The organism is Chryseobacterium sp. T16E-39 (genome assembly GCF_002216065.1).
Classification (GTDB): Bacteria; Bacteroidota; Bacteroidia; order Flavobacteriales; family Weeksellaceae; genus Chryseobacterium.
Map to the genome: position 1 here is coordinate 1,566,417 of NZ_CP022282.1, position 20,554 is coordinate 1,586,970.

The 20,554-nt window shown below is 35.5% G+C and carries 22 protein-coding genes; 14 read left to right on the forward strand and 8 right to left on the reverse strand.

Annotated features, from left to right (window positions below; translation table 11 throughout):
* The first annotated feature begins 250 nt into the window (after positions 1-250).
* The 5 genes from CEY12_RS07135 (at position 251) to CEY12_RS22230 (ending at position 3,377) form a co-directional block, all read left to right on the forward strand.
* Complete coding sequence (locus tag CEY12_RS07135) at positions 251-1,858, forward strand: hypothetical protein (RefSeq protein WP_089027033.1); 1,608 nt, start codon at positions 251-253, stop codon at positions 1,856-1,858.
* Positions 1,859-2,026: 168 nt separating this feature from the next.
* On the forward strand, positions 2,027-2,437 hold the full coding sequence (locus CEY12_RS22795; RefSeq protein ID WP_317043954.1) for a 2OG-Fe(II) oxygenase: 411 nt from the start codon (positions 2,027-2,029) through the stop codon (positions 2,435-2,437).
* A 40-nt stretch (positions 2,438-2,477) separates the two neighbouring features.
* Positions 2,478-2,741: a 2OG-Fe(II) oxygenase gene (locus CEY12_RS22800; RefSeq protein ID WP_317043955.1), complete on the forward strand. Its 264-nt coding sequence runs from the start codon at positions 2,478-2,480 to the stop codon at positions 2,739-2,741.
* A gap of 66 nt (positions 2,742-2,807) precedes the next feature.
* On the forward strand, positions 2,808-3,089 hold the full coding sequence (locus CEY12_RS07145) for an Ada metal-binding domain-containing protein (RefSeq protein ID WP_089027034.1): 282 nt from the start codon (positions 2,808-2,810) through the stop codon (positions 3,087-3,089).
* 111 nt (positions 3,090-3,200) lie between these two features.
* Complete coding sequence (locus CEY12_RS22230) at positions 3,201-3,377, forward strand: hypothetical protein (protein WP_157676774.1); 177 nt, start codon at positions 3,201-3,203, stop codon at positions 3,375-3,377.
* Positions 3,378-3,457: 80 nt separating this feature from the next.
* Here CEY12_RS22230 and CEY12_RS07150 read toward each other — a convergent pair whose 3' ends face one another.
* Positions 3,458-4,966 carry an adenosine kinase gene (locus tag CEY12_RS07150; protein WP_089027035.1) on the reverse strand — a complete coding sequence of 503 codons (1,509 nt, stop codon included), beginning with the start codon at positions 4,964-4,966 and terminating at the stop codon, positions 3,458-3,460.
* A 278-nt stretch (positions 4,967-5,244) separates the two neighbouring features.
* On the reverse strand, positions 5,245-6,411 hold the full coding sequence (locus CEY12_RS07155; protein ID WP_089027036.1) for a cupin domain-containing protein: 1,167 nt from the start codon (positions 6,409-6,411) through the stop codon (positions 5,245-5,247).
* Between the two features lie 222 nt (positions 6,412-6,633).
* Here CEY12_RS07155 and CEY12_RS07160 point away from each other — a divergent pair, with 222 nt between their 5' ends.
* The 3 genes from CEY12_RS07160 (at position 6,634) to CEY12_RS07170 (ending at position 8,261) form a co-directional block, all read left to right on the forward strand.
* On the forward strand, positions 6,634-7,275 hold the full coding sequence (locus CEY12_RS07160; protein WP_228409812.1) for a FadR/GntR family transcriptional regulator: 642 nt from the start codon (positions 6,634-6,636) through the stop codon (positions 7,273-7,275).
* Positions 7,276-7,323: 48 nt separating this feature from the next.
* On the forward strand, positions 7,324-7,953 hold the full coding sequence (locus tag CEY12_RS07165; RefSeq protein WP_089027038.1) for a Crp/Fnr family transcriptional regulator: 630 nt from the start codon (positions 7,324-7,326) through the stop codon (positions 7,951-7,953).
* A 68-nt stretch (positions 7,954-8,021) separates the two neighbouring features.
* Positions 8,022-8,261, forward strand: a complete 240-nt coding sequence (locus tag CEY12_RS07170) for a hexameric tyrosine-coordinated heme protein (protein ID WP_089027039.1) — start codon at positions 8,022-8,024, stop codon at positions 8,259-8,261.
* 51 nt (positions 8,262-8,312) lie between these two features.
* On the opposite strand, the gene CEY12_RS07175 is transcribed toward CEY12_RS07170, so the two are convergent.
* Positions 8,313-8,918: a hypothetical protein gene (locus tag CEY12_RS07175; protein WP_089027040.1), complete on the reverse strand. Its 606-nt coding sequence runs from the start codon at positions 8,916-8,918 to the stop codon at positions 8,313-8,315.
* A 1-nt stretch (position 8,919) separates the two neighbouring features.
* Positions 8,920-9,420: an RNA polymerase sigma factor gene (locus tag CEY12_RS07180; protein ID WP_228409813.1), complete on the reverse strand. Its 501-nt coding sequence runs from the start codon at positions 9,418-9,420 to the stop codon at positions 8,920-8,922.
* A 499-nt stretch (positions 9,421-9,919) separates the two neighbouring features.
* Between CEY12_RS07180 and CEY12_RS07185 the strand changes: the two genes are divergently transcribed.
* The 4 genes from CEY12_RS07185 (at position 9,920) to CEY12_RS07200 (ending at position 13,475) form a co-directional block, all read left to right on the forward strand.
* The gene (locus CEY12_RS07185; RefSeq protein ID WP_089029814.1) at positions 9,920-10,465 is read left to right on the forward strand and encodes a hypothetical protein; all 546 of its coding nucleotides are present in this window, start codon (positions 9,920-9,922) and stop codon (positions 10,463-10,465) included.
* Between the two features lie 83 nt (positions 10,466-10,548).
* Positions 10,549-11,244, forward strand: a complete 696-nt coding sequence (locus tag CEY12_RS07190; protein ID WP_089029815.1) for an ABC transporter ATP-binding protein — start codon at positions 10,549-10,551, stop codon at positions 11,242-11,244.
* A 55-nt stretch (positions 11,245-11,299) separates the two neighbouring features.
* Positions 11,300-12,928 (forward strand): adenine deaminase, encoded by a 1,629-nt coding sequence (ade, locus tag CEY12_RS07195; protein ID WP_089027042.1) that lies wholly within the window; start codon positions 11,300-11,302, stop codon positions 12,926-12,928.
* A 106-nt stretch (positions 12,929-13,034) separates the two neighbouring features.
* Positions 13,035-13,475 carry a hypothetical protein gene (locus CEY12_RS07200; protein ID WP_089027043.1) on the forward strand — a complete coding sequence of 147 codons (441 nt, stop codon included), beginning with the start codon at positions 13,035-13,037 and terminating at the stop codon, positions 13,473-13,475.
* A gap of 36 nt (positions 13,476-13,511) precedes the next feature.
* Here CEY12_RS07200 and CEY12_RS07205 read toward each other — a convergent pair whose 3' ends face one another.
* On the reverse strand, positions 13,512-14,312 hold the full coding sequence (locus CEY12_RS07205; RefSeq protein ID WP_089027044.1) for a patatin-like phospholipase family protein: 801 nt from the start codon (positions 14,310-14,312) through the stop codon (positions 13,512-13,514).
* A 359-nt stretch (positions 14,313-14,671) separates the two neighbouring features.
* Entirely contained in the window at positions 14,672-16,060 is a 1,389-nt protein-coding gene (gene lpdA / locus CEY12_RS07210) for a dihydrolipoyl dehydrogenase (protein ID WP_089027045.1), read from the reverse strand.
* Positions 16,061-16,475: 415 nt separating this feature from the next.
* On the opposite strand from lpdA, the gene CEY12_RS07215 reads away from it, so the two are divergent.
* Entirely contained in the window at positions 16,476-16,850 is a 375-nt protein-coding gene (locus CEY12_RS07215) for a hypothetical protein (protein WP_089027046.1), read from the forward strand.
* A 191-nt stretch (positions 16,851-17,041) separates the two neighbouring features.
* The gene (locus tag CEY12_RS07220; RefSeq protein ID WP_089027047.1) at positions 17,042-17,926 is read left to right on the forward strand and encodes a hypothetical protein; all 885 of its coding nucleotides are present in this window, start codon (positions 17,042-17,044) and stop codon (positions 17,924-17,926) included.
* 64 nt (positions 17,927-17,990) lie between these two features.
* On the opposite strand, the gene CEY12_RS07225 is transcribed toward CEY12_RS07220, so the two are convergent.
* Complete coding sequence (locus CEY12_RS07225) at positions 17,991-19,433, reverse strand: alpha-L-fucosidase (RefSeq protein WP_089027048.1); 1,443 nt, start codon at positions 19,431-19,433, stop codon at positions 17,991-17,993.
* A gap of 200 nt (positions 19,434-19,633) precedes the next feature.
* Positions 19,634-20,527: a TIGR01777 family oxidoreductase gene (locus tag CEY12_RS07230; RefSeq protein WP_089027049.1), complete on the reverse strand. Its 894-nt coding sequence runs from the start codon at positions 20,525-20,527 to the stop codon at positions 19,634-19,636.
* Positions 20,528-20,554: the final 27 nt, after the last annotated feature.

Here is a 20,554-nt window from a genome sequence, read left to right on the forward strand (position 1 = left end):
GACAACTTAGTTAATTAACCAAAAGAGAACAATTATTCAAGAGTAAAAACCTGATTTATAAAAAATAGAAGTTTACCCTGATTTATAGATTCAATTTTCGGATGAAATTAGCAATATAAACGATGACTCATTAATATACCTCTAAACCCTATTGCATGGGATTTCAGAATTATAAAGTTAAGTCTGATCGAAAAATCAATCCAAGAAAAATGGAGATGAAACATTACATGTTAGCTAAAAAATAATAATCATGAAAAGAAAACGAGTAAAACAAAGGGAAGACCTATCTCAGATACATACTATTTTACAAAGCATCGATATTAATAACAATGAAAGATTTCATTGGGGTTGGGAGACATTGGCACAGGATCAAAAATATGACTGGAAATTTGTTAAAAAAGATGTGAGTTTTAATCTTAAAGATGACTTGACTTATATAGATCGTCTAAGGAAAAACAACAATCCACTCGAACTCAATACAGAGGATCAAAAAATACTAGAAAACGAGTTGAGCAGGATGAAAAAAATATACACATACAAAATCAACTATCTGACAATTAAGTCCCAATTACGAAAAGTTGAAGAAAAACAAAAGATTGAATTAGCCCAGATTGAAAAAATATACTCAACCAAAATTAACCTGCTGAAATATGAAACTCCTAAGCCTCTGCATTTCAGAAAATCTACAACAGCTGGGTACATCATGAAAATGGAGCGTTGGGCCCAGCGATCACACGATCAAAAAATCATGGAAAGAAAAAGAGTTCTTGAAAAAGAGAAAGAGGAAGTGGAGAAAACGATAAAAAAGAAGGAAGAAAATTTGATCGAAGAAGTTACCCGCTTCCTGAACATAGATGCCCGATATATTGATCTTATAAAAGCTGGTGTTATGCTATTGCCCAGTAACTCACGCCTGGCAGCAATTTTCCCAAAAAGCAAATGGTTAACATTCAACAATTCCAATAAAAATGATAGGCACGAGGTCATGTACCTGCATGCGCGCCAACTTTTAATGGATCATATGTTGTTTACAAAGTCAGGCATATTACCCATAATCAGAAAAGGATGTATTTGTATCATGTACATTAAAGAGGGGCATATGAAAGACAGCGTTGGCGCAACTTTCAGGCCTGTGTTTGGTGCATCAGGCATTAAACCTTATGGTAAAAATAAAGAACAGGAAATTGAAAAAAACAGCTACATCAGCATGGGAGTACCTGACCCTATGGAAATATCTGATATTTCTTATGAAAAAACAGCCAAAAAATTACTTAAGCATGTGGATATTATGCAGCGTCTTGGCATAAAGCCACCTTCTATGCAATCTAGCTTATATTTCTTACAAACTCCAGAGTATAGAGAAAATAAAAATAAAGGCAAGAACGATACGCTTGAAAACTGGGCACCAAGTAACTGTGCTGAACCAGCTATTATGACAGCCATTTACCAAATGTACAGCCGGCCGGCGGATATTTATCTGTCTGTACCTTTTGAAGGTTATTTGTCTAATGGTGAACTGTTATTAAAATACACCTGTGCGAGGTGTGCCCTATCGGAGCCGGCCTTTATGTCGCCTGATGATAGCCCCTATGGACAAAGACTTACCGATATGCGCCTCCAGAGTAATAGATCTCCCCTAATAAGCGACCGTATATTATCGGACGGGTTAATGTATAATCATGCCAAGAAGGAAAACAATGAGGAGGACAAAGCTCATCCTTATAGTAAAAGGTCTGATGTTATAACACGTACAGTTCTTAGCAATCAGGGGCATGGTTTTGGACACGTAAAACGTGGTCATGAGCAATTTGCTATGTACACCACATTCATGCTTGCTCATTATGGGTCAGAGGTTTAATAAAGTAGATAATGATCAGATACTGTGATAGGTAATATGCAGATATACAAATGGCTGCAACAATGAACATCATTAAGCAAAACTCATATTAATTCTATTGCAATACCGCAAGTTTCGGATTTCTTATTCCTTCATATAAAGCTAATTTTATCTTCATAAATCACCATTATGAAAGATATAGAAACAAGGCTGACTGTCCAAGATTGGCCGTCAATAAGAAGTGAATTGCATGATAAAGGTTTTGTGATAGTCCGGGATGTACTCAACAAAACAGAATGCGATAATTTAGTTTCAGCGTACAATGCAGATGATACTTATCGCAAAACGATCACTATGGAACGCTACCGTTTTGGACAGGGAGAGTATAAATATTTTCAGTATCCATTGCCTGAACTGATCACCACAATCCGCGAAGAGGTATACGCCGAAATAGCACCAGTAGCCAATCAATGGATGCAGGAACTTAATATCGAAAAAAAATTCCCTTCCACGCATAAAGTCATGAAAAAACTATGTTGGGAGCACGGCCAAAAAAAACCAACCGTTCTGATATTAAAATACGGTAAAGGGGGGGGTTAACACTTTACATCAGGATCTATATGGAGAAATTTATTTTCCGATGCAGATCGTTTTTATGCTGGATCAGACAGACGAAGATTATACTGGTGGAGAATTTGTCATAACCGAGCAGATACCCCGAGCGCAATCAAAAGCCAATGTATTAAAGCCTAACCGGGGTGATATGCTGATATTAACCACTAATTTCCGTCCGGTAAAAGGATCTAAAGGGTATTATCGCGTGAATATGAAACACGGAGTAAGCCCTCTTCACAGTGGACATCGGCACAGCCTCGGTATTATTTTTCATGATGGGCTAAGTTAAGTATAGATATTTAGATAATAATATTGATCATGATACCAACCTAAAAGGCATAGTAAAAACACCAAAATGATAAAGCATCTTGATCTGGGTTTAACTCCTGAAGATAGAAAAAAGGTCCTTAGTTATTTAATCCGCAAAGGTGAAGTGAAACTCGGTGGCTACGTAAAAGGAAAAATATATGGATTACTTTCATGTTCATCAGGTAAAAGGATGAAATTTGAAAATCGAGTTTTCTTTAAAGATGAAACAGAAGCATTAGCACATGGTTATAGGCCTTGTGGACATTGTATGAAAGAAAAATATGAGCAATGGAAAAGAGAACAGGCAAAATCTCCGAATCGTCAATGATTTTGTTTATTAAAATCATCACCGCCAACGTTATACTCTGATATTGTTTATTTTGTGTATATTGTCTCTATATTTTTTACAAAAACATTTTAAAACTAAATACCGTATTTTATGAAAAACTTAAAAAACCAATCCCAGAAACTCACCAAAAAAGACTTAAAAAAAATTTTTGGAGGAAACGGTCCGGATCTTTCGTATCCGATGTGTACACCAGCACAATGTGAAACTCTTGATGCCAGATGCGACTATAAGAACAGCTGTCCACCCCTCTATCCTGATCCTGATTAAATAAAATATTGTCTGTGTACATAAAAAAAGCATCATTAAAACAATGATGCTTTTTTATATATATTAAACTTATTTGCTTACTACTTAAGTTTCACATTCATCTCCTTTACAAAACCATCCCACTCCTTATTCAAATACAACAACGATTGCTTCTTTTCACTTTCATTCAGAGAAGAATAATTAATTGAATTAAAAACAAGCTTCTTCAGTGCCTTTACATCAAGCTCCCAGTATACAAAGGCAGCCCAGAAATCATAACCAAGGCCGTTATATCCGTAGACACTCGGATCGTCACTATTAATGGAACATTGTATTCCATTGCTTAACAAAACTCTTGCAGGGTGATTTCTCAGGTCACTGACATATCCTAAAATCTGGTTGCTGATCGGGCTTACCTCAACGAGTTTATTTTGTTTTCTGATCAGTTCCATTGTTTTTGGAAAATAGATCAGATTTAGGCCGTGTCCAATCCTTGGATTATCCAATGATGGAATATCGATTATATTTTTATTAAAAACAGAAGTGCTTTCCCCTGCATGAAGGAAAAGAGGCATTTTTACCCCATACTTTTTACTGAGTTCATCTAATTTCACCCAATCTTCCCGGAAAGAATAGATACTGTTTCCGGCAGCCTCATCTGCCACAAGATCAAAACCGGAAATAAGATCCGGAAATTCTTTCTTGAGCTCAAAAGCTGTTTCGAGCTGTTTTTCAACAGCCATCGGGTCAAGGAATTTAAAACTTGAATAAATTAATTTAAGCGTAAACTGCGGATACTGTTTTTGCATTTCTTTCACGACCTCCTGTAAATCAGTAATCGAAGTCTTTAACGGATATTTTCCATGCTGAAAATCGTAAAGCTCATCAAAAACAAACCTAATTTCTACATGCTGAACTTTGTTTTCTGCTAAATCTGCAAAACCTTTTTTATAATATTCTTTGAAAAAAGGACGATAAGGTAGCAACAAACTGATTCTTTTAAACCGCTTTTCAAATTCAATCCAGTAATCGGTATACGTGCATAGTGATTCGCGTTTCAGGAGGAGAAGTTCCGTCAATTGTTTTTCAAAACCGGGATCTGAAGAAAGCTTCTTATTCAGGCTGACAAATCCTTTTGGAACCTTCCCTTCTTCAAAAAATCCCAGTTGTCCGAAAATAAAGTCTTTGGTATCTGACTGATCATAGACATAACATTCTTTATACTTTCTAGCTGTTTTAATCACCCATTTTACATCAGTAATTCCGCCACTATGTGTGTGTAGCAAACCTCCTTTCGGCATGGATTGAAAGATCTCAAATAATTGAGAGCCTTCTATCAATGGCTTTAATTCATTAAAAGAAGTATTAAATAAAGGTATTTTTTGTTTTTCTGTGTCGGCAAGAAAATCTTTTCTTAACTGAAATAATTTTTTATCCAAGATCATTTCAGCATCAGACAATTGAATATCCGCATCAAAAGCCAATGCTTTATTCTCCTTATCCAATTGCGTCCAGTTTTGTTGATAGGTGGAATTTTCAACCACTTTGCTTTGGCACCCAAATAAAGGGAATCCAAAAACTAAGAAATAAGTAATATATTTTTTCATCATAATATGGAGGGTTACATGACACAATTGTGCATGTCGTAAGAATTAATTATTATCAAAAATATAATTAATTTTTCGAGTAAAACAACTTCTACCTAAGAGAATAATAGATAAAATAAGGTAATACGATCCGTAATAACTGAGCCTCAATGACTTTATTTTTATATTCCTGATTCTTATTGTATCCATTTAGAATCTTAGAATATGTTTAAACAGACTCTTATTAAATAGGGCTCCTGAAATATGATTTCAGGAGCCCTATTTTTATATATTTTGTGAAACTAAAAAATGCCTTTTTTGTGTTTTGCTAATTCTACCGTCTGAGCTGGTGTAATTCCAAAATGATCTTCAACAAGCTGAGCGGGATTAGATGCCAGCCAGTCATTTAGGGATATATCCTCATATTTATCATCGTTGAAAACAATAATCAATTTAAGGGTTTCGGTACCGGTATTTTCTATATAGTGGCCAAAACCTTGTTTGATAAACGACACCATCCCCTTTTTATAAGGCATTGTTTTTACCCGTCCATGTGAACCAAAAATACTCAGATTTCCCTGCCCGCTCATGACGTATTGCCATTCGTCGGCATTTGGATGCCAGTGTAATTCACGGATAGCTCCCGGTTCAATGTCCATACGTAAAGCTGTTAAAGTCTTTTGAATAGGAAATTCCTGAGCAGATACTTTTATGGTAGAACCTCCGGGATATTTTTCATACACACCATCAGTCTCCATGCGGAATTTATGGGCAGCGTAACTTGGTGGTATATTGGGATCTATGTTTTGTGGCTTTTTGGGTGCAGCTATTTTACCTGTACCAATATAAAGCTCTTTATGAGGGGAAGACGCAAACGCATTTGCCGGTAATCCGGAATTGCGTGCCAATATTTCAGGAGAGAGATGATTGATCCAGTCTGTTGAACTGAAGGTTCCAAATTCAGAAAAGTGACCATTGTCAAAGACCAATAAGAATAGGCATGATTGATCACCAATACACTGCAGACAATGTCCGTGGCCTTTTGGGAAATACCAGATATCACCCTTTTCGAAATCATCTGTTGCTGAAGTTCCATCCGGAGCAACAACGGTTGTACGGACACTTCCTTCTAATACATAGGCCCATTCTGCTGCGATAGAATGCCAGTGTAATTCACGGAAACTGCCTGGGTTTAACCGCATAATTACCCCTGCAATACTTTGCGATACCGGAAACTCTTCAACAGTAGCTTCTTTGGCAGTACCACCGGCACCAACCCAACCCTTACTTCCATTTTCAATGTCGTATACAAAATCTTCCAATTCTTCCATCTTGGGATCATCTGACCCATTTTTTATTAGTGATTCGGCCTCTTTAGGAATTAATGCATGTAGGCCTGTTGATGCTGTTATCAAACCAAAGGTTGATAAAGATGCTGCGGAAAGAAATCCACGTCTTGTTGTTGCCATATCTTTTTATATTAATATTTAGACAAATGTAGAATTTAAATATGATATTTCAAAGCAAAACATCATATGTTTTAATAAAACATATGATGTTTATAATTAATATTAATAAACATTGATAACCAACACATTGCGGACAAATAATATTTCTAACGAATCAATATATAATAGAATTATGATGTATTTTAATAACGTTTATTATAAATGTCGTATGTTTGCGTAATTATGAAACTTTACGAAAAGGTAATTAGTCTGATAAAGAAGGATATTTCTCAAGGGAAATATAAAGCGGGAGAAAAGATACCTTCCGAGCCCGAACTGATGAAATTGTATGGTGTAGGTCGTTCTACTATCAGAGAAGCGATTAAAACAATGGCTATTTCAGGGATCCTGAAAGTACAGCAGGGATCGGGAACATTTGTTAATAATAGTTTTCAGGAGGTCAGCATTGAGCAGCGCTTAAGACGCGCAGATTTTGATGACGTCAATTCGGTAAGGAGATTACTGGAAAAGGAAATTGTAAAATTAGCTGCGCAAAATCGCACAGAGGAACAGCTTCAGGAGATCGAACAATGCTTAGAAAACCGTAAACTGGCCATTCAGGCTGAAGATGCTCAACTTTGCGCTGATGCCGATATTGCTTTTCATACAGCGATTGCCCAAGCTTCTTTAAATCCTGTATTATCTGATTTATATTATAGTTTCACCCTGATCCTGCGTAATTTTTTTCTTGCAAGAGAAAAACAGGGAATCAGCCGTTTTGCCATGAACCATCATTTACACGAGCAATTGTTTAAAGCGATCAAGAATCAAAAGCCCAGTCAGTCTCAATCGGTTCTTCAAAGAATTTTGGAGAATAACTATTAAGATTTTTGATATGAACTGTTGTATCTTTATCTTATAACTTCTTCAGAAATGGAAATAGATATCCAGATATTACAAAACTGCTTACCTGATTTTGGCAAAGAACTTTTAATAGAGATTGAAAAATTTAGTACTGTAAAGACTTTTTCTACTAATGATTTCATTGTTAAACAAGGTCAACTCGCCCGCTACTTACCTATTGTTTTAGAAGGTCATGTAAAAGTATATAGTAATGAGGATGGTTTGCAGTTTTTATTATACTATATCACTCCTAAGGAATCTTGCATTTTTAGTTTTGTTCACTTATTCAGCAATCAGGCTATAGACTTCTCTGCTGTCCCGGAGGAAGAAACGAAGATTTTGCTCATCCCTATTGAAAAAGCAAAAGAATGGACTTTAAAATATCCATCATTTAACAATATGATCATTAGTGGATTTCAAAAACACTACAATGATCTGCTCGAAACCACCAAACAAATCATCTGCTATAAACTTGAAGACAGGCTCTGGAAGTATCTCAAAACAAAAAATGAGAACAGCCATTCAGAAGAACTTGCTATTACCCATAAAAACATTGCAGAAGACCTGGGGACATCACGGGAAGTCATTTCAAGGGTGATGAAAAAGCTGGAACTTGAAAATAAAATCATCCAGAACGGAAGAAAAATAAAAGTGATTTAAGGTAACATTTGTTACCGTTTTTAGAATTTACCGGTTTTAATTTTGAGCAAACAAAAAAACAATATCTAATGTCAGAACAAGTTCAATTAATCCCAAACAATTCATTACTGACGGCTTCACCTGAAGAAGGACGCCAATTGGCCGTAAAAATGGCAAGGCTTATCATTAAAGCCACCCAACCAGATGCTGCCGTAAGAGAAAAATTGCGTCCCATATATGCAGAAAGTCCAGAAATGCTGATTGCAATCGGGCAGGTAGTCGCCACCGAGTTTGCAACGATTGCTGCCGCGAATAATTATTGGAGATAATTTCATTCTTCAAGAAAAATAAAAATCCCTCTGTATTCCAGAGGGATTATTTTATTGCATTTCAGCCAGTAACTCTTTCAGCTTTTTTAAATATTTCCCGAAATACAAATTAAAGGTATACTCACTGATCAGATAATGGAGTCCAAATATACCCGCATAGATACATAACCGGAAAGGAAAGTTAATTTTTGCCAGCAGGTCAAGCCCCTGAATCCAATCTACCCTGCCATACCTCAGCAGTATTTCAGAGGAAATAATCAGCAACAGAAAAAGGATCCGCGTTGCCATAAGATAATGAGCATTGCTTTTGATCAGTTTCGTGATCTTGATTTCAATATCATTTTTCACCGGACCATTAACCATTTCTAATTCATTGATCAGTTTTAAATTGAAATAATGGTAAATGATCAGTATCGGCAGAATAGCCGCAGCTAACCATATAAAAAAGCTGTTATCCGTTTCTTTTGCAGTCACTCCTACAATAATTAAAAAAGCAAGAAGAGCAGGTAAAACCATTAATTGCTTTTTTGTTCTTTTTCTGAGTGCTTCCAATGGAGATGCCATTTCTTTTCGTGTAGCGGAAATAACATCAAATTCGTTCTGGTCTATATCTACCGAAATAGTTTTCCAGCTGTTTTTCAATACATCTAGTTCCATCTTATTTGTTGTTTGTTAAGGTTCTTAATTTGTCTTTGATTCTGTTCATTTTCACTCTCAAGGTTGCATTGCTGATTCCTAGAATATCTTCCATTTCCTCATAGGATTTATCTTCTAGATAAAGCATTACGACTGATTTTTCTACGTCATTTAATTTCTGTATTGCAGCATACAACTGCTGATGCTGCTCTTCTTTGAGTCCAATATCCTCTTCATATGGCACCTGTATGTTATGCAGCTCTATTTCGCTCATCTGAAGAGACCTTTTAGGTTTAGAAAGACTTATAAGGACTGTATTGATAGCAATCCTGTAAAGCCATGTACTAAATTTTGATTCTCCCCTGAATTTCGGATATGATTTCCACAATTGGATAATAATATCCTGATATAATTCCTGAATATGATTAGGGTCGTTGGTATACATCCTGCAAACTTTATAAATTAAAAGCTTGTACTCTTTCAACTTTAACTCAAACTCTATTTCTAAATCTGTCTTTTTCAAATCTTTAGATTTTAGCTATTTGTTATGGGTTGTGAAAAAATGTTACGGAATATTTTGATCTATTAAAAAAAAATCTATTCGAAATAGATTTAATACTTCAATATCTGCATTGCTGGGTTCAAGATATCTTTCAAACATTCCTATATTTTTTAAATGAATTAAATTAATTATCCTAAATTTGTGTCCTAACACAATTCAAATACATGAAAAATTTATTTACCAATTTCCTTAAAGGGAATAGATCTATATCATTCCTTTTTACCAACTCTCTCTTTTCCAAAACCATACCGGATTTTAATTTTTTTAAATGTAAAATAGCGTAAGTGATTTGACAGGAACTCGGAACATTGAAGAGTTAAATGTCAGGTATAACATAGTATATATTTCAAAAAAAATATCAAAAAAAAATGCTACTTTTGCTTTGGGGACGAAGTTTTTTATATCATTTCATTCCTGGATTTTAAGGACGCCATATTATAAAATGTTAAAAATCAATCCAATGAGGAAAATAATTTTACTATTTACTTGTCTGTTAGGTATTTCAAGTTTTGCACAAATTAAAGTGCTTAAAAATGAAAGTTTAGTGGAAATTGGTAAAGATAATTCTGTTGGTTTATATAAAAAGGAAGATAAATTTACAATCAATTATCAGGATCTAAATACCAGCAACCTTAATACTTTCAGGTCTTTCTCTTTCCAAAACCTAAACGGGGATATCACAGATCTATATAAATTAATTACAGACGGTTTTATATCGCTTCCGGAAGGAAATATTACACTGGAACTCCCTAATGATATTATTGAACTGCATTACGAAAAGAACTATGGACAACCCACAGTTCAGTTCATTCAGTATATCAATAAAAACAGAAAATATGTTGGAAAATCTCAATTTTTAAATAAAAAACAGGTCGATAAGATCTTTGGGAAAACCAATGGAAAATCGGCACTCTATGACAAGTCCGGAATGAATACAACCCGCCCTGCTAAACAGGAAAGCACAACATCTAATTCAGGGAATAAATACAAAAAAACAAAGAAATAATCACTATTTTTACAATATAACAGAACTCATTCACAAGAATGAGTTTTTTTATTTTTATTTTTGCAAAAAGATCATTACAAATTATGTCTCTTCAAATACTACATTTAACCAAAAAATTTGGTGAACAAACAGCTCTTAACGACATTAATATCTCAATTAATAAAAACGAAATAATTGGTCTTCTGGGACCCAATGGAGCCGGAAAATCAACTTTAATGAAATCCATCGTTGGAGCTTTAAAGATTGATGAAGGACAAATAATTTTTAATGATAAAAACATTTCAGAATACGAAATTGAGAGTAAAAAGAATATTGGTTTTCTTCCTGAAAATAACCCACTCTATCTCGAAATGTATGTGAAGGAATACCTGCAGTTTGTTGCCAATATCCATAAAATATCTGAGCAACGGGTAGATGAAGTGATAGAACTGGTAGGAATCACTCCTGAAAAATCTAAGAAGATCAGCCAGCTTTCTAAAGGCTATAAGCAGAGAGTCGGTTTAGCACAGGCAATTATCCACCAGCCGGATCTACTGATTCTGGATGAACCAACAAATGGTCTTGACCCAAATCAGATCATTGAGATAAGAAATGTAGTGAAAGAGATCGGTAGAGAAAAAACAGTATTATTATCCACACACATTATGCAGGAAGTTGAAGCATTATGTTCCCGTGTCATTCTCATCCATAAAGGAAATATACTTCAGGATTGCCCTATAGATGAATTTAAAGGCAAATTCGACAGTTTAGAAGATGCTTTTGCCAGCTATACCAGCTAATAATCCTGGAAAAATGCACTTTTATTCTATATAACTGACCTTACTCTAAAGTACAATGACATTCACCTTACGATCCAATCTGGTAGATGTAGTTTCCAAAGAAACTTATCCTGCCGAAGTAGTGATTACAAATAATACAATCACTTCAGTCAAAAAGATTAACGAAACTCTGGATACCTATATCCTCCCGGGATTTATCGATGCCCATGTACATATAGAAAGCAGTATGCTCGTTCCGTCAGAATTTGCACGTATTGCAGTAAAACACGGAACCGTAGGGACTATTTCTGACCCTCATGAAATAGCCAATGTTTTAGGGATTGTGGGAGTAGAATATATGATCGATAACGCTAAGCAGGTACCTTTTCATTTTTATTTTGGTGCACCCTCATGTGTCCCTGCAACGGGTTTTGAAACAGCAGGTGCAGTTATTAACGCTGAGGACATAAACGAATTACTTTCCAGAGAAGAAATTGTTTATTTAGCAGAAATGATGAATTTCCCCGGTGTCATCTATCAGGATGATGAAGTCCTGAGGAAACTGGATTTTGCGAAGAAACACAACAAACCTATTGACGGGCATGCTCCCGGCTTAATGGGTGAAGAGATGAAAACCTATTTCAATGCCGGTATAACAACCGACCATGAATGCTTCGGATATCAGGAGGCTCTGGATAAACTGAAGCATGGAGTAAAAGTGATCATCAGAGAAGGAAGTGCTGCTAAAAATTTTGAGACCCTTATTCCTCTGTTAAAAGATTTTCCGGAACAAATTATGTTCTGCTGTGATGACAAACATCCGGACAACCTTATTGAATCACATATTGATAACCATGTAAAGCGTGCTTTGAATTTGGGGTATGACCTATATGATGTTTTACGTGCTTCATCCTATAATGTGGTAAAGCATTATAATTTGCCCATTGGTTTATTACAAACCGGTGATCCTGCAGACTTTATTGTAGTTGATAATTTAAAGGATTTCACTGTTTTAAAAACCTATACCGGAGGTGAGATCGTAGCCGAAAATGGGGAATCCCTTATTACATCAGTTAATGCACCAATTATCAATAATTTCCACTGTACTTTAAAACAACCATCAGATTTCAAAGTCCATTGCGCTACTGATACCATACGTGTCATAGAAACTCTGGATGGACAACTAATCACGAACGAGATACAGGCAAAGCCTAAGATGATTGATGGCTATGCGGAATCAAATATTGAAGAAGACATATTAAAGATCGCTGTGATCAACCGTTATTATGATGCGCCTGTTGCAATTGCTTTTATTAAAAATATCGGTCTGAAAAAAGGTGCTATAGCATCCTGTGTTGCTCATGACTGTCATAATATTGTTGTGGTAGGAACTAATGATGATGATATGTGTAAAGCGGTGAATGCTATCATCAGATCCAAAGGCGGAATTTCATTAGCTACTGAAACTGAAGAATTGGTTCTTGAACTTCCCATTGCCGGAATTATGACCAATCTCCCGGCAGAAGAAGTTGCAACATTATACACTCAATTGGATCAGCGTGCTAAAGATCTTGGCAGCCAACTGAGAGCTCCTTATATGAGTTTATCATTTATGGCACTTTTGGTGATCCCGGAATTAAAGCTGAGTGATAAAGGATTATTTAATGGCAAAAGCTTTCAGTTCACTGATGTATTTGTGCAATAACATCTTACATTAATAAGCTTTTAAAGCATTTTCTCACATCTTGTTTATTTCAAATGGCTTTATATTTGATTAGGTTCTGGTAACCCAATTTTAAAACTCATCAGCCATGATCAGAAAAATTTTAGCACCCCTATTTTTTGTAGCATTATGCTCATCTGTCAATGCCAATACCTTTACCGAAACCCCGTCTTCACCTGCTAAAAATAGCACGGAATATTTCCAACAGGTTCCCAAAACAGTGATCATTAAAACAAAGAAGTTTAAAATACGAATTGACTTACAGCCCAACGGAAAGTATCTGTACCAGGCATGGGGAGCCAATTCAAAACTTACTTCAAAACCTAATATGATCATTAGTGATGGAGAACTTATTCCAGATGGTTCCGGCGGTAACTATTATTATGATTTCACAAATAAAGGATTCCAATATCAGATCTGGAGAAACTATCTGACCGATTCCGCAATGAAAGCACCTTATACACTTATTGTAAGTGATGAAAAAGGAAATACGGTAGTAAATCAGGATGGACAGATCGTTAAAAAATAATATAAAACCTCTCACTTTAGAAGTGAGAGGTTTATTTTATGAACCAAGCTGTTTAAGCTGTGTATAAAAATTACTGTTAGCAAAACTTTCTTTTGCCGAATTATAACCTATATTAAAAATCTCTTCCAGGCGGTCTTTTCTTCTTTCAAAGGTACCATAATTGGATAGATCCTGTGAGGAAATAAACCAGTCACAATAATCGAATTTACCCTTTTCAATTCTGTAAGAAAGAAGATCGTAAGAACGGGATACAATGGCTTTAATAGATTTTAGATCTTTAATATCGATCTCATGAGGCGGAGATACAAAAACTCCGATTAACTTATCACATTCATCCCTGATGATGTCTGCAGGAAAATTATTTAAAACCCCTCCGTCACAGAACATTTCTTCACCAATAATATAGGGAGTTGTAATTCCGGGAATGGAACAGGAAGCAATAATAGCATCTGTTACTTTAAAGTTATCATCGAATATTTTCTCAGTTCCGGAAACCAGTTCTGTAGCAACAATTTTCACTTCTTTATCCAGATCTCCCAATTTCATGTCATGGAAAATAGGTTTCAGATAATTGGTAAAAATAATAGAAGAAACAAGACCAGGCTGATTAAATGTAAAGTGTTTCCAGTTAAAAAAATAAACCGAATTAAAGAACTCCAGAATTTCTTCCGGTGTTTTACCTACCGCATATAAACATCCTACGATGGAACCGGCACTGCAACAAGACAATACATCAACCTCTATATTCTTTTCAATTAAGAATTTTAAAACTCCGGCATGCGCAATCCCTTTGGTACCGCCGCCAGATAGAACAAGCCCTACTTTTTCCAAATTCATAGAATAAAATTAATAAAACATGATGAAAAAAAATGATTATTTTTTAGAAATACGCAAATTTTAAAATTATTTTAATAAATACCTCTGCATAAATCGTATTGTCGCAAGACGTTGGAAATCTATATTTTTCTTTTCCCTGAAACCATCCTCGTCATAGTTTACCTCAGGAAAGATTCCGGCTAAAGCGACGACATCATAACATATCTATTCTTCTTATTTTTTGATGAAATTACTAAATTTCATCAAAATCACAGAATTCGAAGTCATCAGACTTTTAATTTTAATGCATCTTTCAATCAGTATTAAAAAAAGCCCAGAAAGTATCTGAGCTTTTATTTATATTGAATAATATGTATCAATTAAATGTGGATCACCTCACCATAAGCTGCTGCCGCTGCTTCCATGATTGCTTCAGAAACAGTCGGGTGCGGGTGAATAGATTTAATGATCTCATGACCTGTAGTCTCTAGTTTTCTAGCTACAACAGCTTCAGCAACCATATCTGTTACTCCTTCACCGATCATATGACATCCTAACCACTCTCCGTATTTAGCATCAAAAATAACTTTGATGAAACCATCTGTATTTCCGTTTGCTGTAGCTTTACCACTTGCAGAAAGAGGGAATTTACCTACTTTGATCTCATATCCTTTTTCTTTAGCCTGCTTTTCTGTAAGACCTACAGAAGCAACTTCAGGGTGACAGTATGTACATCCAGGAATATTACCGTAGTCGATTTTCTCAACATGCATTCCTTTGATCTTTTCAACACAAGTGATTCCTTCCGCTGAAGCTACGTGAGCTAAAGCCTGAGTTGGGATAAGGTCACCAATTGCATAGTAACCCGGTACTGAGGTTTCATACCATTCGTTTACCAAAACTCTTCCTTTATCTGTTTGGATTCCAACTTCTTCTAATCCGATATTTTCGATATTGGCAGCAATACCAACTGCTGAAAGTAAAATATCAGCTTCAAGAGTAATGTTTCCGTTGGCTGTCTTCACGTTTGCTTTCACACCTTCTCCACTAGTATCTACACTTTCTACAGAAGCGTTGGTCATAATTTCGATTCCTGATTTTTTCAGAGATTTTTCTAAGTGCTTAGAAATTTCTTCATCCTCTACAGGAACAATGTTTGGCATAAACTCTACAACAGTTACTTTTGTTCCCATTGTATTATAGAAGTCAGCAAACTCTACTCCAATAGCTCCAGAACCTACTACGATCATAGATTTTGGCTGCTCAGGAAGAGATAATGCCTGTCTGTATCCGATTACTTTTTTACCATCCTGAGGTAAGTTAGGTAATTCTCTTGAACGTGCTCCTGTTGCAATGATGATATGCGTTCCGGAATATTCCGTTGTTTTACCATCTTTATCTGTCACAGAAACTTTTTTATCTTTTTGAACTTTAGCTGTTCCTAATATAACATCGATTTTGTTCTTTTTCATTAAGAACTCAATTCCTTTGCTCATTTTGTTAGCAACACCACGGCTTCTTTGAATTACGTTTGGAAACTCAAAACTTGGCTCCACTTTATTCAAACCATAATCTTCAGCATGATTAATATAATGAAAAACCTGAGCAGACTTCAACAAAGCTTTAGTTGGAATACATCCCCAGTTAAGACAAATTCCTCCTAAGTTTTCTTTCTCGATAATTGCAGTTTTGAAACCCAACTGTGCCGCTCTAATCGCTGTAACATATCCACCAGGACCACTTCCGATGACAATAATATCGTAATTCATTAGCTTAAAATTTTTATGCGAATTTAAGGAAAAAATATGGGATGTTTCATGTTTCTTCAAATTCATCTGACAATGTATGATTAAGCCAATTCTATTGAATTTTAATCAAAAAAAAGAAGCTCAAAACCATTCTTTTTTTAAACAATTTAAATTAAAATTAAAAACTCTGTAAAATTACATCTCTATAATAGACCAGTTACAATGTTAATAATCTAAAAAAATTCACATTATACTCGTTTTTCAGGCAATTGATATCCTGCTCTGCCAGAGTTTATAATTAAGCTTTTCACCTCTTTTCCATAAAAAAGATCACCTATAATCCCTCTCTTTCTACATCATTTTTTGCTACCTTTATGTGGATCTAAAGAATGCAGATCGCGCGGAACCGTCTTCTATATATTACCGAACAATTATTATGAAAAAAAAATCCCTTACCCAAGACAATATCTGGATAAAAGAACCGGAAGAGCATGATTTTCCCGCAGCCCAGGATTATCTTGAACTTCTTTTTGAGCCGGATCAGGCACAAAAAATAGTAGAGAAATTAAAAAAAGCACCTACTATTACAAAGAAATCCAAAGACATTCTGAGAGCGAGTAAACTGGCTTTGCTTCCTGAGACCAATATCCACGTCAGGGAAAACCTGAAAAAGGTTGAAAAGAACAAAAAACTTTCGCCCATACTATTGGTAAGGGGAGAGCATGAATTAATCATTGCTGACGGTTATCACCGGTTATGTTGTAGTTATTACCTGACTGAAGATTTAGAAGTTCCCTGTAGATTGGTATAAAGGCTAGAAAAAACTAGTCTCTTTCAACAATCCCTCTTTTCAACCTAAGTCTCAGTACATATTGATTATATAACCGATCGTAAATCAAAATATTGTAAATAATATTTCCCCAACAGTCCATTTATTAATAAAAAATAATCATCTATTTATTTAATAATCAGTATATTTTTTATATTTTTATTAAAAAAAGAATGAAAAAACATTATTTGATTATTTTGCTATGCAGTGTATTCGCGAATGCGCAAGTCGGCATCGGAACAACAACTCCCAACAGTACTTTAGCCGTTAATGGTTCTTTGGGAGCCGATTACAAAGAAATTACCGCTACCACTTATAATGTAAGTGCCACAGATCATTATCTTACTTATAACGGAGCGGCCGCCACCACCTTTACACTTCCTGTGATAGGAACCGGTACAACAAGCTACACCGGAAGAATTTATAAGGTGAAGAATGTATCCTCTTTTAATATTAATATTCAGGCCTCAAGTGGAAATACACTAAGAGCAGACAACACTCCTGTTGCTACATTTATAGTTCCTCCGGGAGCATATGCAGAAATTGTGAATAACAGCAATACAACAGGCGGAACATGGGATCTGTCTTTCTCTGCTTTACCAAAACCCGGAAACGTTGAAGTTTATGGAACTTCACTATCTATTCCTCCTCACGCTTCAGGGACTTCCCCTGTAGCAGACTGGACCAATCATACCAATACGACATTTGATACCGGTACGGGTACTGACAGATGGTGGGTGATCAGTAAAACATCTTTTGGGTATGCACATACAGCCAATTATGCCAACACCAGTAGAATGACCCTTGTCTATGAATATCAGGGAACTCCATTCAATATTACCAATATGTTTCCAATTTTAACCGCTGGAAACAATTCCAGTTTTCCGGATGTATTTACAGCTTCCTTTGTAAGTCTTGCTAATAACGGAACCGCGGGAAGAACCAGAATTACGGTATCTGTTGCCCGTATTGATTTCACGGGTGCTAATGGAACTAATAATAGTAACTGGACCGGTACGTTTATGCTGAATTTATTGCTAGCAAGAAGAGTATTCTAGACTAGAAGATTAAAATAATACACTAAAAAAAGAGCAGGTATTTCCTGCTCTTTTTTATTTAAAATTATTGAATCATTTGAACGACTGTAGCATACTTTAGATTTTTTCTTTCGGAAGGAAGCTGAATTTCAATCTTATTCATCTTCTTTTTCCAGTGAATCTTAGCGGAGATCCCTAAAACTTTTACAGATCTCGGGTTAAAATTTTCAGGAATTGAAAAACTTAAATAGGAAGGACATTTATAATCAGGTGTTTCCTGAATATGAAAAATATTGATTGTCTTTTGATCTTTACTTCCTGTGTAATAAAAGTCTCCTTCATGGTATGGAGCTATACTTCTTGTTCCAAAAACAGCAGACTCATTGATGTTCATCCAAGCGGATATTTCCTTCAATCTTTCGTAGACAACAGGATCATAATCTCCATTGGGACCGGGAGCTATATTCATCAGATAATTTCCCCCTCTGGAAATGATCTTAATTAAAGTTTCGATAATCTTCTGAGACGATTTATAATGATCATCGGGCACATAGGAAAAAGAATCCCCCATAGTGATACAGCTTTCCCAGGGAATTGAAAGGGGTTGCTCAGGAACAGCCTGTTCAGGAGTTACATAGTTTTCCCATTTCCCCGGGACAGTGCGGTCTACAATGATGATTCCCGGTTGATTCTTACGAGCCATTGTTCCTATCCTGTCCATATCAATATTCTGTTCCACTTTAATGGTTCTTTGCCAGTCAACATCCGGATCAATGGTATTAAAGGGACGTACCCAACCTCCATCGAGCCATAAAATATCTATTTTACCATAGTTTGAAGTAATTTCATTAAGCTGATTGAATGTGAATTTTTTAAAGTTTTCCCATTTATCAGGATATTTTTTAGGATCATAATTTACATTTCTGTTCTTTGGAGGAAAGTAGGACCACCAATACTCATTAGAGTGCCAGTCTGGTTTTGAAAAATAAGCTCCGATCTTAAAGCCATCTTTACGAAATGTATTAAAAATCTCTTTGGTAACATCTGCTCTTGGATCTTTTGAAAAAGGTGTCTTTGGAGAAGTTATCTTATAATCGGATTCTTTGGTATCAAACATTGCAAATCCATCGTGATGCTTTGTTGTAAACACGACATATTTCATTCCTGCTTTTTTAGCAGCATCCGCCCATTTCTGAGGATTGAATTGGGTTGGATTGAAAGTAGTCTGCAGGTCTTCATAATTCCTGACGTATTCATTGTAGCTCTTTCCATGTTCAGGTTTACGCTGTGTCCATGATTCGTCTTCAGGACACAAACTCCAACTTTCCACTACTCCCCATTGGCTATAGGTTCCCCAGTGCATAAAGAGACCAAATTTCAAATCCTGCCACTCTTCCAGATTTTTTGCAACCAGAGGATCGGTAGGCTTTTCATACCCTTTTGATACATTATGAGCTTGTGAAAAAAAAGCCGAAGAAAGAAAAAAAGAGGAAAGAAACAGGGCTTTAGTTTTTTGTGTGACCAGCATAAGGAAATACTTTTTGCTAATGTAATCATCCTTCTATGAACTCACAAAATAACTTAGAGTGTTTAGATTCCTAAGCTATTATTATCAAACACAATGAATCTTTGTTTACAAAACTTATGTGTACTTCTTAATTAGGATTGCTTCACATTCGTTCGCAATGACAATGTGTACGAAACTTTTGTAGCTTTTGAGGGCTTAAATTAGATGAGATCCCCCAAGGCAGAATCAATATCCGGATAAGAAAATATGAATCCACTTTTCATTAATAATTCAGGGTATACATTTCTACTTTTAAGCAATAATTCAGTTTCTGTTTTTAAAAATATAGAAGCAATTTCTAATTGCCAGACCGGAGCATTCATTCCAAATGGTATTCTAAAACCGGCTCTCAATTTTTTCATTAATTCTTCGTTGGTCAAAGGATTGGGTGCAGTTATATTAATTGAACCTGAAATATTTTCATTTTCAATGATCCATTCTACAGCACGACAAAAATCATCAATATGGATCCAACTTACGTTTTGATTCCCTTTTCCCTGTTTACCTCCCAATCCTAATTTTGTTACCTGACAAAGCTTTGGAAAAGCACCCCCATTTTTACCCAAAACAATAGATGTTCGCAAAGCAACTTTTCTTATATCATTATTTTCAATTTTAAAAAACTCTTTTTCCCAGCTTTTGCAAATATTCATAGAAAAATCATCACCAATAATTCCGTTTTCTTCAGTATTCAGATGTTTTTCTGAGTGCACATAAATGGTTGCTGAGCTTGCATTTAACCACACTTTAGGTTTATTTGAACATGTATCGATGGCTTGTTGAAGCACTTTTGTGCTTTCAATTCTTGAAGTGTAGATTTCTTTCTTATTGATATCAGTATATCTGCAATCAACAGATTTTCCGGTGAGATTGATAAGAACATCAGCATTTTCCAGAATATTTCCCCATTCACCTGGGTTTTTCGCATCCCAGTAAATCTCGTTTTTACGTTTTGGATTTCTTGTCAGAATATAGACTTTATTCCCTTTTTCCAGGAAGTAGTTTTTCAGGTTTTCACCAAGGAATCCGGTTCCGGCAGCAATGATTATTTTCATGATTTAGGGTTTAAGTTACTTTATGCT

Bases quoted from the DNA above. Each gene is read 5' to 3' on its own strand.
- CEY12_RS07135 (WP_089027033.1), top strand. From the start codon at position 251: ATGAAAAGAAAACGAGTAAAACAAAGGGAAGACCTATCTCAGATACAT.
- CEY12_RS22795 (WP_317043954.1), top strand. From the start codon at position 2,027: ATGAAAGATATAGAAACAAGGCTGACTGTCCAAGATTGGCCGTCAATA.
- CEY12_RS22800 (WP_317043955.1), top strand. From the start codon at position 2,478: ATGCAGATCGTTTTTATGCTGGATCAGACAGACGAAGATTATACTGGT.
- CEY12_RS07145 (WP_089027034.1), top strand. From the start codon at position 2,808: ATGATAAAGCATCTTGATCTGGGTTTAACTCCTGAAGATAGAAAAAAG.
- CEY12_RS22230 (WP_157676774.1), top strand. From the start codon at position 3,201: ATGAAAAACTTAAAAAACCAATCCCAGAAACTCACCAAAAAAGACTTA.
- CEY12_RS07150 (WP_089027035.1), bottom strand. From the start codon at position 4,966: ATGATGAAAAAATATATTACTTATTTCTTAGTTTTTGGATTCCCTTTA.
- CEY12_RS07155 (WP_089027036.1), bottom strand. From the start codon at position 6,411: ATGGCAACAACAAGACGTGGATTTCTTTCCGCAGCATCTTTATCAACC.
- CEY12_RS07160 (WP_228409812.1), top strand. From the start codon at position 6,634: ATGAAACTTTACGAAAAGGTAATTAGTCTGATAAAGAAGGATATTTCT.
- CEY12_RS07165 (WP_089027038.1), top strand. From the start codon at position 7,324: ATGGAAATAGATATCCAGATATTACAAAACTGCTTACCTGATTTTGGC.
- CEY12_RS07170 (WP_089027039.1), top strand. From the start codon at position 8,022: ATGTCAGAACAAGTTCAATTAATCCCAAACAATTCATTACTGACGGCT.
- CEY12_RS07175 (WP_089027040.1), bottom strand. From the start codon at position 8,918: ATGGAACTAGATGTATTGAAAAACAGCTGGAAAACTATTTCGGTAGAT.
- CEY12_RS07185 (WP_089029814.1), top strand. From the start codon at position 9,920: ATGAGGAAAATAATTTTACTATTTACTTGTCTGTTAGGTATTTCAAGT.
- CEY12_RS07190 (WP_089029815.1), top strand. From the start codon at position 10,549: ATGTCTCTTCAAATACTACATTTAACCAAAAAATTTGGTGAACAAACA.
- ade (WP_089027042.1), top strand. From the start codon at position 11,300: ATGACATTCACCTTACGATCCAATCTGGTAGATGTAGTTTCCAAAGAA.
- CEY12_RS07200 (WP_089027043.1), top strand. From the start codon at position 13,035: ATGATCAGAAAAATTTTAGCACCCCTATTTTTTGTAGCATTATGCTCA.
- CEY12_RS07205 (WP_089027044.1), bottom strand. From the start codon at position 14,312: ATGAATTTGGAAAAAGTAGGGCTTGTTCTATCTGGCGGCGGTACCAAA.
- lpdA (WP_089027045.1), bottom strand. From the start codon at position 16,060: ATGAATTACGATATTATTGTCATCGGAAGTGGTCCTGGTGGATATGTT.
- CEY12_RS07215 (WP_089027046.1), top strand. From the start codon at position 16,476: ATGAAAAAAAAATCCCTTACCCAAGACAATATCTGGATAAAAGAACCG.
- CEY12_RS07220 (WP_089027047.1), top strand. From the start codon at position 17,042: ATGAAAAAACATTATTTGATTATTTTGCTATGCAGTGTATTCGCGAAT.
- CEY12_RS07225 (WP_089027048.1), bottom strand. From the start codon at position 19,433: ATGCTGGTCACACAAAAAACTAAAGCCCTGTTTCTTTCCTCTTTTTTT.
- CEY12_RS07230 (WP_089027049.1), bottom strand. From the start codon at position 20,527: ATGAAAATAATCATTGCTGCCGGAACCGGATTCCTTGGTGAAAACCTG.